General features: G+C 37.2%; 11 protein-coding genes. 8 read left to right on the top strand and 3 right to left on the bottom strand.

The window, feature by feature from the left end; all coding sequences use genetic code 11:
* The first annotated feature begins 45 nt into the window (after positions 1–45).
* Together OM416_RS13685 and OM416_RS13680 are read left to right on the top strand one after the other, a co-directional pair.
* Positions 46–1,185: an AI-2E family transporter gene (locus OM416_RS13685; protein ID WP_264930043.1), complete on the top strand. Its 1,140-nt coding sequence runs from the start codon at positions 46–48 to the stop codon at positions 1,183–1,185.
* Positions 1,186–1,420: 235 nt separating this feature from the next.
* Positions 1,421–1,996: a TetR/AcrR family transcriptional regulator gene (locus OM416_RS13680; RefSeq protein WP_264930041.1), complete on the top strand. Its 576-nt coding sequence runs from the start codon at positions 1,421–1,423 to the stop codon at positions 1,994–1,996.
* A gap of 164 nt (positions 1,997–2,160) precedes the next feature.
* Here OM416_RS13680 and OM416_RS13675 read toward each other — a convergent pair whose 3' ends face one another.
* Positions 2,161–3,657 (bottom strand): MFS transporter, encoded by a 1,497-nt coding sequence (locus OM416_RS13675; RefSeq protein ID WP_264930039.1) that lies wholly within the window; start codon positions 3,655–3,657, stop codon positions 2,161–2,163.
* A 124-nt stretch (positions 3,658–3,781) separates the two neighbouring features.
* On the opposite strand from OM416_RS13675, the gene OM416_RS13670 reads away from it, so the two are divergent.
* Positions 3,782–4,603, top strand: coding sequence for a MerR family transcriptional regulator (locus OM416_RS13670; protein WP_264930037.1), 822 nt, complete (start codon positions 3,782–3,784; stop codon positions 4,601–4,603).
* A gap of 95 nt (positions 4,604–4,698) precedes the next feature.
* Here the strand turns inward: OM416_RS13670 and OM416_RS13665 are convergent, their stop codons facing one another.
* Complete coding sequence (locus OM416_RS13665; protein WP_264930034.1) at positions 4,699–5,556, bottom strand: LysR family transcriptional regulator; 858 nt, start codon at positions 5,554–5,556, stop codon at positions 4,699–4,701.
* 133 nt (positions 5,557–5,689) lie between these two features.
* On the opposite strand from OM416_RS13665, the gene OM416_RS13660 reads away from it, so the two are divergent.
* The 3 genes from OM416_RS13660 to OM416_RS13650 all read left to right on the top strand — a co-directional run bounded on the left by OM416_RS13660 (position 5,690) and on the right by OM416_RS13650 (position 8,907).
* The gene (locus tag OM416_RS13660) at positions 5,690–6,796 is read left to right on the top strand and encodes an NADH:flavin oxidoreductase (RefSeq protein WP_264930031.1); all 1,107 of its coding nucleotides are present in this window, start codon (positions 5,690–5,692) and stop codon (positions 6,794–6,796) included.
* A 309-nt stretch (positions 6,797–7,105) separates the two neighbouring features.
* Positions 7,106–7,993, top strand: a complete 888-nt coding sequence (locus tag OM416_RS13655; protein ID WP_264930030.1) for an arginase family protein — start codon at positions 7,106–7,108, stop codon at positions 7,991–7,993.
* 62 nt (positions 7,994–8,055) lie between these two features.
* On the top strand, positions 8,056–8,907 hold the full coding sequence (locus OM416_RS13650; RefSeq protein WP_264930734.1) for an arginase family protein: 852 nt from the start codon (positions 8,056–8,058) through the stop codon (positions 8,905–8,907).
* Between the two features lie 2,170 nt (positions 8,908–11,077).
* On the opposite strand, the gene OM416_RS13645 is transcribed toward OM416_RS13650, so the two are convergent.
* Positions 11,078–11,647 (bottom strand): hypothetical protein, encoded by a 570-nt coding sequence (locus OM416_RS13645; protein WP_264930029.1) that lies wholly within the window; start codon positions 11,645–11,647, stop codon positions 11,078–11,080.
* Positions 11,648–12,269: 622 nt separating this feature from the next.
* On the opposite strand from OM416_RS13645, the gene OM416_RS13640 reads away from it, so the two are divergent.
* Together OM416_RS13640 and OM416_RS13635 are read left to right on the top strand one after the other, a co-directional pair.
* Positions 12,270–13,025 carry a zeta toxin family protein gene (locus tag OM416_RS13640; RefSeq protein ID WP_264930028.1) on the top strand — a complete coding sequence of 252 codons (756 nt, stop codon included), beginning with the start codon at positions 12,270–12,272 and terminating at the stop codon, positions 13,023–13,025.
* Between the two features lie 83 nt (positions 13,026–13,108).
* A complete protein-coding gene (locus OM416_RS13635; protein ID WP_264930027.1) occupies positions 13,109–13,264 on the top strand; it encodes a hypothetical protein in 156 nt (51 codons plus the stop codon).
* Positions 13,265–13,425: the final 161 nt, after the last annotated feature.

The following is a 13,425-nucleotide window of genomic DNA, read 5'->3' as shown; positions in this document are numbered from 1 at the left end:
AACAGTATTCTATCCAAGGAACCATTAGAGAGGTTGACTGATTCTATGGATCAACAGCGTGTGTGGCCTGAAAGGTTCAAGGTATTTATTTTGAACAACAAGTTCGTCATATGTTTGCTCATCATATTGTTAATCGGATTAAATGTTATGGTTTTGAGTAAAGTTTCTTTTGTACTACATCCATTTGTGGTACTAGTCAAAACAATTGTATTACCGATGATTTTATCTGGCGTACTCTATTACTTACTGAATCCGGTCGTAGATCGAATGGAACGATGGAGAATGGGGCGAGGATGGAGCATCCTGATTTTGTATCTGGCTATTTCAGGCGTGTTAACTGTTATCATCTTGACAGTCATTCCGATAATTGGAGCCCAGATTAGAGGGCTAATGAACAACTTTCCTGTGTACAGTAATAATATACGTGTACAATTCGAGCAGATGGCTGAAACTCAAGTATTCAGCCATCTTCAGAGTATCGTTAATTGGAATTCAGAAGATTTATGGAATACCTTGAATCAGAAGACTACTGAGCTCCTAAACCATAGTTGGAAGGGAATTACGGGATTTCTGGGAGCATTCACGGAGACTGTGTTGTCTATGATTACAGTTCCTTTCGTGTTGTTTTATCTATTAAAGGATGGACAGAAGCTACCAGGGAACATGTTGTCTTTTCTACCTGTTAAGAGTCGTTCCGGTGCCATGAATGTGTTGGAGGATATTAACCATCAAATTAGCTCGTTCATCCGTGGACAAATTATCGTAAGCTTCGCTATCGGCGCGTTGCTGTACATTGGCTACATGGTGATCGGACTGGAATATGCTCTCATCTTGGCCATTATTGCTTCGTTTACAAACGTAGTGCCTTATCTAGGACCGGCCATTGCCATAACACCTGCGTTGATAGTGGCTTTTGTTACATCTCCGACGATGTTGCTGAAGATGGTTGTCGTATGGACGATCGTGCAACTCATTGAAGGGAAGTTTATTTCGCCGCAGATTATGGGCAAAACGCTAAGAATCCATCCAATTACCATCATTTTTGTTATCCTGACTTCAGGGAATCTATTTGGGGTTGTAGGTGTGTTACTTGCAGTGCCAGGATATGCGGTACTCAAGGTTTGTTCGACACATTTGTTTAACTGGATTAAAGACAGTTCCGGCCTGTACAGCACCAAAGAATAACTTACAATATAAGTTTCATTCTATTTAATCAGTATAAAGGGGTGCCTGATATAGGCTATTTCAAATTACCGGCACTGGCGTTTGCGGAACGTCAGTGCACCTAAAGAAAAATAAAATAGAGAGAAATGTTTGAGTTCCTTTAATAGGAAGAAATAAAAATCTGGACGAACAACAAGAAATACATTGCAACGAAAACGTCTGAAACAAATCCTATGACAACAGAGGTGCAAAATAAGTGAGTGAGAAATTGTTTGAAGGTAAAAGAGGATGTATCTTAAACGCAACGATTCAGTTAATTAATGAGAAGGGCTTATCAGAAATTTCGATGTCTAAAATTGCTAAGAAAGCAGGAGTATCTGCTTCAACGATCTACCTCTATTTTGAGAATAAAGAAGATATGCTTAACAAGTTATATCTGAGTTTAAACAAAAAGATGAGTTTGGAAGTGTTTTATAATTTTGACGACACAATACCCCTAAAGTCTGCCTTTCAAGACACACTTAACAAATTTATATATTTTATCGTAAATAATAAGGATTATTTTTTATGTATTGAGCAATTTTCGAACTCACCGATCGTTTATAACTTATCTCCTACTGAAGAAAACGAATTATATGAGCCGCTTGTTGGACTCTTTAAAAGAGGGAAGACTCAAAATGTTTTTAAACAGGTCGATATAAGGTTGCTCTATATCTTTATGTTTTCACCAGCAGTGCAATATGTAAAAGAACATTTTCAGGGTCAAATCGAGCTACACCAGGAAGAATTGGATGAATTAGTTCAAATGAGCTGGAAAGCTATACAAGCTTAAATGAATTTAGAAAGAGCGATATAAAATTAATCAGACACTTGGGGTCTTAATATTAAATAATAATCCAACAATCTTATAATGAGTGAAAGAAAATATAATCTCTCTTCAAAATAAACGAACAAGAAGAGAGATTATTATTTAAGATGGTTTCTCTTGGAGCAAAGTTAGGAAAGCTTCTCTAATCTTCTTTGTCGAGCCCCCGTTATGAACATGGCAATAGAAGTAATAAAAAGTATTACGGTTATGGCAGACACGACAATGAAGAATGAACTGTCAAAAGCAGTACGTGCTGCATTCGTTAAGGACTCTGCTGCTCCTTGTGGTAACGATTCGGCGAACAATTTAGCTTCATCGATACTGTCTCTAACTGAAGCGGGCACTTGCATATTTTCTGGGATTTTCAAGGATAAGGTGTACACTAAGCCTGATAAACTTCCGATGATTGCAATACCAGAAGCGCCACCTAGCTCAAAGGCTACTTCCTCTATGGAGGCTGCCATTCCTGCTTTCTCAGCTGGTGCGTTACTCATTGTTGAATGAGATGCTGTCGTCATGGCAGCACCTAACCCCGCGCCTAAAATTGTCAGTCCTACAATTTGGCCAATAGTTGAGGAATCAAATTGTAGTATATATGTGGCTAGCCCTATTCCTGCTACTAACAGTGCAGTACTTTTTAATCGTAGAGGATCAATCCGATGCATCATCAATCCAGTTAGAGGGCCCACGATGAGGGAAGCTATAGGTATGCATAAGGTGAAGAGTCCAGCTTGAAGAGGAGTCATTCCTTCAACTAACTGTAACCTTTGTGTTAACACATACTGTAACCCCAACTGAGAGAAACTCGCAATAACGGCAGTTATAAATGCGGCAGAGAAACGCTTATTTTTGAATAACATGAGATCAATCAATGGCTCAGATTGTTTCAGTTGTCGACGGATAAATACAATCAGAGCAATGACACCGATGATTGCACACATAATTGCCAAGACCGCTGACCCTTCTCTTCGTGTAATTTCCTTAATGGAAAACACAATTAGAACTAAGGAGACCATGATTTGTAGTGAACTTATCAAATCCCACTTCTTGTCTTTATTCACTTTGTGCATTGGAATATACAAAAAGGTAAGAATGAGAGCAAGAATAACAATTGGTATATTGATAAGGAATACGGAGCCCCACTCAAAGCGCTCGAGAAGTAATCCACCTACAATAGGTCCAAGTCCAGCACCACCAGCTGACACAGAAGCCCATACACCAAGAGCCAGTGCAAGTTCTTTTGGGTCAGAAAAGGTTATTCTAATGATAGATAATGTTGCAGGCATCATCATGGATGCTCCGACAGCAAGTAAAACTCTTGAAATCACCAATATAGCTGGGGTTGGTGAAAATGCAGCGATGAGAGAAGCTATCCCGAATACAACTAAACCCCAAATAAATATTTTTTTATATCCTAATCGATCACCGAGTGTTCCCATCGCAGGAAGCAACCCAGCCATAACAAGTGAATAGCCATTTACGATCCACAATTTTTCTGAAGCTGAAGCAGCAAGATCATGAGTCAGATTGGGTAGGGCAGTATAAAGAATTGTCATGTCCATGACGATAAGTAAGAGCGCGCTGGATACAATCCCTAATATTATCCAGCGTTTAAGATTTGACATGATGTAGTTACCTCCAGTTATGTTGTATAAGACAAATGTAAAGTACAGGGTAACCCTAGAGTCAAGTCCTTATTCAGAATTTCCCGTTGGTAGAAAGTAAAATATACTGGAGATGAACCGTCAGATGGAGAATAACAAAGTTCAGAACAAGCTTCTAACTATTGGAGAGATTGCAAAAACGTGTGGTGTAACTAAACACACACTTTTGCATTACGATGAGATTGGTTTACTGAAGCCTGAATTTGTAAATGAGAAAGGCTATCGATATTATTCACTGAAACAGTGTTATTCGCTTGATATGATTAACATCCTTAAGAAGGCTGGAAGCTCACTCCAAGAAATTTCAGATTTTTTTGCGAATCAGAACAAAACAATGTTTACAAAACTGATTCAGCAAAAAAAGAATGAATTACAATTAGAAATGCTTAAATTGAAGCGTGTTGATCATTTTCTTGAATATGCCTTGGAGTACTTTGGAGATAACAAAGAATATGAGAAAAATACACCTATCATTATGGAATGCGAGGCTGAATATTTCGTGGCTGCACAAGTTAGCAAACAAGATGATCATGAGTACGCAAAATCATTAAGTAGACTTCGTACATTTTGTGAAGATAACCTAATTGCTCATGAGTTTCCATTATGGAGTATTACAAAAAAAGAGAATTTTGAAGTAGGTGATTATTATCCGAACTATGTGGCCAATAAACTTACCTATCCTAACCAAATTGGTATGGTAATTAAACCAAAGGGAAGATACGTAATTATGACACATAAAGGGTTTTACGATACGATGGCTACAGATACATATCCACAAATAAAAAAATATATCGAAGCCAATCATTTAACGATTTGTGGTGATGTATACGAAGAGGAGATTCTTAACTACCTTACAGAACGTAATTCAGATGATTTTGTAATTCGGATATCTGTTGCAGTTCAATAAGGATATATTCTTCACCTGGCATCCGAGTACCAGGTACAAAAAAACAAGCCAACTATTAAAGTTAATAGCTGGCTTGTTTTCTAATCAAAAATGGACTATTCCCAATTGACTGCATGTTTTTGAATTAATTGAATCATCTGTTCCATTGCGGGTGAGATCCATTTATCTTTATGATATGCCAAGTAGGTAGATATTGTGGGACGGTCTGGTCCAACTTCCTCACCTTGAAATTTGTTGGCTTTCAACTCTTCTTTAACGGAAAAGTAAGGGACCATGGAAATACCTAGTCCGTTTTTTACGCATTGCTTAATCGCTTCAATACTTTGAAACTCAATACTGTTTATAACGTCAACTTTTTTGTAATTGATGTAATCCTTGAATACAGATTTGTAACTGCAGCTACGTTCAGTATATAACACAGTCCCTTTTGTATGGTTTTTCTCATGAATGGGACTAATAAGGACCATTTTTTCTCGCATCAAGCGTTCGCAGTGTAGTTCAGGAGCGCCCCATCCCTCTTTTTCTAAGGCTACAAGAAGGTCAATCTCACCATTTTGAACAGCTTGAGAGACATCTTGGTAGTCAAGTGATTTGAGCGAAAGGTTAACTTGAGGATATTTCTCTCCATACTCAACCAATAAAGAAGGGATGCGACAGATCATTAAGGATTCCGAGATACCTAGTATCAAATTTCCCGAGGGCTCATCATTTGAAGTAAGTGCTTGTGTATACAACTCAATAATCTTATGAGCATACGGTAGAAATTGATGCCCGTATTGTGTGAGTACAACTTGTTTACCTAAGCGGTCAAAAATAGGCTTGCCGCACTCTTCCTCCAATTCTTTAATATGTGTCGTGACAGAAGATTGAGCATAACCGAGATGTTCAGCTGCTTTCTTGAACCCTCCTTTTTCAACAATAGTTTTTAATGTAATCAAATGGCGGAGTTCCATAGGTAGCCTCTTTTCTAAAGTCAGTTCATTTTTAATGAACTAAAGATTCGATAACATCAATTTTACTGTTCATTTCATTCGTTTTATAATGTTCATATTCGGAAAGATATATAAACATACTTGGTAAAGGTGGATGGTGAAATTGGAATCCCAAAAAAAATTGTTTGAACGCATCAACGTTGGTGCTATTTTTCTAAAAAACCGTGTAGGGTTAGCTCCAATGACTCGCACTAGTGCTACTCCGGAAGGTCTTGCCACGGAGCAAATGGCTGAATATTATGCATCTTTTGCTCGTGGAGGGTTTGGATTTGTCATTACTGAAGGAACTTACACAGATCAATTATACAGTCAATGTTACTTTAATCAACCTGGCTTGATAAATGAAGAACAAGCTATAGCTTGGAAAAAAGTCGTAGATACTGTACATGAAGCGGATGCTGCCATTATAGTTCAGCTTGAGCATGCAGGAGCACTTTCTCAAGGAAATCGCTTCAGATCCCAGAATCTAGCCCCTTCGGAAGTGCAGCCTAAAGGAGATCCTCTGGCGTTCTATGGTGGAGCTGATAAATTTTCTACGCCGATGTCTGCAACAAAGCAAGATATCGAACAAGTGATTCAGGGATTTGTGGAATCAGCAATCCGGGCAAAAGCAGTAGGGTTTGATGGTGTTGAAATTCATGGAGCCAATGGTTACTTACTTGATCAATTCTTGACCGACTACACGAATGAACGATCAGATGAGTATGGAGGTACGACCGAAAATCGGGTACGACTTTTAATTGAAGTTTCAACAGCAGTCCGTAAAGCCGTTGGACCGAACTTTACAGTAGGTATTCGAATTTCTCAAGCCAAAGTCAATGACTATATCCACAAATGGGGTGGAGGTGAGGCAGATGCTAAAGTCATTTTTGGAGGATTAGGGCAAACCGGCATTGATTACATTCATGTGACTGAATATAAAGCATGGAAGCCTGCTTTTGAAGAGAATGGCCCCTCATTAGTACAACTTGCTAAAAAATACGCAGGTACGATTGTCATTGCCAACGGTCAGCTTGAAGATCCATTAAAAGCATCTGCGATCATCACCGATGATAAGGCTGATCTGGTGACACTAGGAAGGGGAGCTCTAGCTAACCATGATTGGGTTACTAAGGTTAAAGAAGGTAAGCAACTAGCTGAGATGAGGGAAGATAAGATACTGCGACCAGATGCAACGATCAAAGATTTTGAAATCCTCTAATGAGAACAGACAAACGCATTTAATTCAATAATCTCAAACTGAGGAAGTCGTACTATCTGTGTTGAGATCTCAGCCAGTGGTATATATTCTCACACAAAATGGATAAATGGAAATACTCAGTTCAGAGTAATTTCAACACTTGGATTTTCATCTAACAACGGAAAAAATATAAAATGATTGCCGCCTATGATATTCATGCTTAAGTTACACACTATCTTTTTGGAAAGTACCTATCATAAAAGTGCGTACTATTCATAATATCTGGCTCATGTATACTAAATCGTAGCTCGATGTAAAGGAGACAAGTTCATGAATAACAATGAAAATTTGACAACGTTGCGTATGTTAATGCCTCAATGGCAAGGGGGAGATAATCCTAATTACTCCTTCGGAGCTGAACTTCTTGAATGGTTAGCCCCAGAGAATGATAAGCATACAACCGTTAAAGTTCCTGTTTCAGTTAGCGGAGATACCTCCTTGGAAAAAGAGGAAGGCATTATAGGTGGTATTGTAGGCAAAGAGCAATTGTTAAATCAACTGGATGCGGCAACTCATCTAATTAATGCATATCAACCAGACCGAATTGTCATGTTTGGGGGGGACTGTTTAGTGGAGCAAGCCCCATTCGCTTATTTAAACGAACGTTACAATGGGGAGTTAGGTTTACTTTGGATTGATGCCCATCCTGATATAACTACACCAAAAGAATACTACAATGGTCATACTTATGTATTGGGTAATCTATTAGGTGAAGGAGCTCCTGAATTCGCTGCTAAGGTAAATAAGCCTTTTCGTCCAGAGAACGTAATGATCGCGGGAATAGATCAAACAACTAACCAAGAAGCAGAACTCATTTCACGATTATCAATTAAATCAGCGTCCAGTACTCAATTAAAAGAAAGTAGCAAAACTGTGCTGGATTGGATCGAAACGAACGGGATAAAATATTTGGCAATTCATTTGGACCTGGACGTTCTTGATCCGAAAATCTTCAGATCGTTGCTCTTTGCAAATCCGTTATCAGACGTACAGATTGATTTCCCTATGGGCAAGATGCAACTCTTTGAAGTAGCAAAATTAATCAAAGAAGTTAGTGATGTCACTGAAGTAGTCGGTCTCGGGATAACCGAACATCTTCCATGGGATGCAATAAATTTAAAACAACTACTTCAGAAAATGCCTATCCTTAACGATTAAGATACTGTATTAGATAGGAGAATAAACAAGTGACTGACAATAAAGCTCTCAAAACGTTACGCATGCTAATGCCCCAGTGGCAGGGAGGAAACAAACCTAGTTATATTCTTGGAGCTGAGCTCCTAGCATGGTTAGCTCCAGAAAACAAGAATCATACGACAGTTAAAGTACCTGTATCCTATAGTGAAGATATGACACTCCACAAAGAGGAAGGTATTTTAGGAGGAATCGTAGGGAAGAACCAATTATTGAATCAACTGGATGCAGCAACTCATTTAATTGAAGCTTATAAACCTGATCGAATTGTTATGTTTGGCGGGGATTGTTTGGTTGAACAAGCGCCATTCGCCTATTTAAATGAGCGTTATAACGGTGAAGTTGGGCTATTATGGATCGATGCGCATCCTGATGTAGCAACTCCAGAGGTGACGCCAAACGGGCATGCTCATATATTAGGAAATCTGTTAGGTGAGGGAGCGCCAGAATTTTCTCAAAAGGTTAAAAAGCCTTTCTTACCGAAGAACGTTATGTTAGCAGGACTCGTTCAAACAACTGAACATGAATCGGAACTTATTTCTAGGTTATCTATTAGTACAGCAACTAGCGCGGAATTAAAAGATAATAATAAACCAATCGTGGACTGGATTTCAGAAAATCAATTCAAATACCTAGTAATTCATTTGGATTTGGATGTACTTGATCCACAAATTTTCCGGTCATTGTCATTTGCTAATCCGCTGTCTGATAAAATTCATACTCGTATGGGTACGATGCATCTTACTGAGCTGGTAACTTTAGTACAAGAAGTTAGCTTGTTAACTACGGTTGTTGGACTAGGCATCACAGAACATCTTCCATGGGATGCTATAAATTTAAATAATTTACTTAAGGACATGCCAATTTTAAATAATTAGAATAGAGTTTGCTTAAATGAATGCATTATGACTTTAATAGTTTCATTTCAATAGGGTTTTGTTCTCTATTCGATTGCACATTGTAGAATGCGTCGGTATTTGTTATAGAATTTTTATTATTTTACATGGAGCGATCTCTCTGAAGATTATAAGAAATTCGACGAGCATAAATCAGATTTTATGTTATTCAAAGTTTTGCTACGAGAAGAAGAAACTTATGTTCAGATTCAAAGATGATTTATTGAATACGAGGGTTAACATTCTAAAAAAAATAAAATAAAGTTTAGTTTAAGTACTAAAAAAGCCGCTATAGTGGTATTATCCCCATTAGTAGACAAGAGAAAAAAGACATCTGTTAAGATGGACTTAATCTAATCTTGCCTTATAGAGGGGATTTTTTCATTAAATACGATAAGCTTTTCGGAAGTGCTCTCAAAAGTAAAATTGGAGGCGGCCCAGCTGGTCAACAAAGAACAGATGAGCATACGTGAAGTTGCCAAAAGTTCAGATATTCTAAATAAATCTCATGTACAAGTATGGACTGTGAAAATGAAAGCACGGAATGAGCTTAGAAGCTTGCAGCTAACTTGAAAGCTCGCTTCGGTTCATGAAATGCTAAATACTCTGTCAATATACGCATCTGAGTAGCGTAGCTTACACTCGGATCAAGGACTTCAATTCACACTTCTAAGCTATTCAACCGTAAATTGAAACAGCTAGGCACCCTGTGTAATCAATCCAAGCGCGGGAATTTCCTGGACATTGCCTGTACCAGAGTCTTTCTTTTCTCATTTAAAGACCGAAAAAATATACTTTAATGAGGCAGCGAACAAAGCGAAGTTGAGTAGCAAATGAGCAAATATATTATGTAATGCAACCAGGACCGATTTAAGAAAGACTAAACGACCGTTCTCCGGTGGAATACTGGGAAACGGTCTAAGCTTGTCTACTTGAGAGGTCCATAGATAGTGGCCGTGTTAAACAATAATAACAGAAAGTAACTTAAAGATTCAGTATATATAGCATTACATAGTTAAACCACTTCGTAACGTAATGGACATGTTTTCTTTAGAGTTTTTCAAAATTTGAATTGACTATCGTGTGACTCCATACCTTATGTTAAATAAGCTATTGAAATCATTTATAGATGTAGCAGACTAGCATACTTATTTATAGATATTTTTAGATAGGAACTATTAGAGCTAATGATAAGGTAATTCAATCAACAGAATTTTCATGCTTTTTTTGGGATTATTGAAATTATAAAATGAAAATTTAATAAGGTAGGTAAATATAAAGTATGTAATCATTTCCACATACTAGAGTTTTTCCTACTCAAAGAATTAAGTGCTGTATATGAAATACCGGATTGAAGAATTGTGTACATTGAAAGGGGACATTTAATGAAACTTTTTATCTTATTGAGCATAGTGTTTATTACTGTTTTATGCATAGTTATATGGCACGTTCAAAAATTAGGTAAGTAAGTTTAAAGTGATTTTTTTAGATATTTACTGAATAATTCTATTATAAGTGATGTTGAAGAAAATTAAAGAAGATCTGTGTTCTTTGCGATATCCAGATTAAATATGCTAGTCCTTCAAACAGTATCCAAACACAAGTAAATGTTGTGATAAACTTTTGTCCTTTTATCGCCATAAAAAATGCACTCCTAGAATTTCATCCGCTAAACCCAGGGGTTTTCTAAGGGGTGCATTTCACTTTAATTAAGTGTACCTATATTTATTAATTTTGATAACGTCTTTTAAGTAGAATTTTATCGAAGGAAAAGAACATTGTACTTTGCTGATTGCATTGTTATTTGAACAATTTAGTGTACTAACAAGTGGACTGGGATTAGAAGTCATACAAGAGCAAGGTAAGGGAGGCGATTGTTGCTTTAAATGAAAAAGCAAGGTAGGACTGATGGATTAACCAGTCTACCTTGCTTTTTTATAGAGCATCGTTATTACTTCTTTTTAGTAGGCATCTTAATCACAAAGAACAATAAAGATAAGAAGAATAGAGCCTGTGAGATCGTTACTAGTAATCTGATTCCTTCACCAGAATCTTTTATACCAAATAAAATATCGATTATGGATACCAAACCTGTAGATATAAGTATAAACAGTGCGAGTATGTACACGTTTAGTCCTCCCTTAGTTCGATTTTATAGCAGGAAGAAGACAATCGCTCTTGCAGCTGGGTCACTTAACCATGCTGGAACCCCAACAGACTGTAAGGCATTAGAAAGACCATCTTCTGCAGTACCTGAGAAATCTACCTTGATATCCAGAGCTTGCATTAGTACTTGATAGCTTAGGTATGTCTTCAAAGTAGTTTTTGCACCGTCTGTTAGCAGCGGCAATTTATCTACGTAAACTTTAATTTGTTCGTTCCACGCACGCGAACCAACATTTTTTAGTTTGGAGATCAGGTCTTTTGCTACTTCTTTTGCAAGCTTCGTTTTCCAACCAAGCGTACCGACTTCTCCAACAGCAGTAGTCATTCCTAGTTCAGAACCAACAGTTCTAAAAAGAGCGTTGTAATCAACTTGTCTTAATTCTAATTCAATTCTGGCATCTTTGTTAATAGGACCAGTGGGCAATTCAATTTGTGTCCCTGTGTTGACAGGTGAAGTACCATTAGCAACTTGAGCGCTGGTGAAAGCGGGTAGTGTAAATGACGACAGTAAGAGTGCGGAAAGTGATGCGATTCCAAATTGCTTGATTTTTTTCATAGATTCGGACCTTTTTTCATAAAATTTGGTTGTTACAGGAATATTATAGCACTAGCAATCTTTGAATACAAATTATAGGTGTATCACCTTTAATTTTACATTAATTTTACAATGTAATCTCTTGAAATAGTTGACTGATTTATGACCTTACCTGAATGAATAGTGATCGTTCGCTGGGCTTTAGGCGTTATATATGTGTTGTGGTAATCGAGTCAGAATGCAACGCGCAGCTGCAATGGCGGCATATGACTAAGGCGCTCCTCTTCTCGCTTTTTCTACTCTGCTAACTGTATTCAACGTTTCTTTCCCAAAAGCATAAAGAGGGAGACCACAACGAATATCAGAATACCTGAAAGATTGTATATTATTTGAAATATCTCATTTTGAGTTCGTGTAATAAAAAACCTAGCTAGTAATAACGAAGACTAACAGCCCCCATTTAATTTTCATGTTTAAAAAAGCACATCCGTTTGGATAAGAGTTGATCATGCACAGAATAACGATACATTAATCTTGTATCAGATATTTTATTATTATTTTGAAGTAAATACCTTGGAAATAAATCCAAGTGAGATATAATAGTAGTGTGATAAGATTTTTCTTTTTAAAGGAGTGAGAACTTATGCTAATTGATAAAAGTAAGACTACATACTCTAATCAAGATGGTTATACAAATAAACGCAAGAAACTACATGAAGCTATAATTCGAGAGAAGCAACGTTCATACCAATCTCAACAAGAGCCAATAGCTTTTTTGATGGGGGGAGGTTCCGCTTCAGGAAAGACTTGGCTTAGAGGTATCATTATCGAGGAACAAGAGGCCTTAGGTAACGATTTTATGATTATTGATGCTGATGAGATCAAGACAATGCTTCCAGAATATCCTTCATTACTTCAATCTAACCCGAAGTACATGGCAAGAATTTTGCATGATGAGAGTAGTGATATTGCGCTTGTCTTACTTCAAGATTCTGCGGAAAAGAAACTGAATACGATTTACGATGGAACCATGAAGAACTATGAAAAGTATAATGAGATTATTTCTAGACTTAAACGATTGGGTTATCAAGTAAGACTGATCATCGCAGACGTTGACCTTGATGAGGCCAAACGTCGAAATGAAGATCGGTTTCAAAGAACTGGGAGATTTGTACCGGTTGCAGAACTCACACAGAGTCATATAAAAGTGGCTGAAGTATTTCAACAACTCAAAGATGAGTCTGACGAATATGTTCTGTACGACACATTTAATGGTTTAAATGTGTTTGCTTACAAAACTGTTGAAGACGGTGAGTTAGTATTTGACCAAGAACGATTTAATGTATTTCTTCAAAAATCAGGGATAGAGACAGAACCTTTGGAAAGAAAAAGCTCTTAATAAATGGGTGGAATTCCCATGCTTTGTTTGGAAATGTAGCATGATTTATGGTATAATAACAATGATCATAGGAGGCGATACGAATGAGCCTTAAACAAACCATGGAATATATCCAAAATAACAAAGAAGCTTATCTAAAGAAAATGAAAGCTTCAGAGGAAAAAGCAAGAGTATCTACCATGAGTCGTAGGAGTCAATCAAACTCGGGACATGTACTTCAGGCAGCCAAATTAAAATAAATTTCAGAAAAACACGCCGCTGTGCGTGTTTTTTTTTTGTCTTAATTTGTTGTAAACAAATTCTGGTATGAATGTTTAATCACTATACAAATCAATTAATCAACCTTTTGGATGATGTTTTAAAAATATGGAGATAATATAATACATTTTGGATATACCTA

This window comes from Paenibacillus sp. LS1 (assembly GCF_026013365.1).
Classification (GTDB): domain Bacteria; phylum Bacillota; class Bacilli; order Paenibacillales; family Paenibacillaceae; genus Paenibacillus.
Note: the sequence above shows the minus strand (reverse complement) of the source record. Positions and strands in the feature narration are given on the sequence as shown.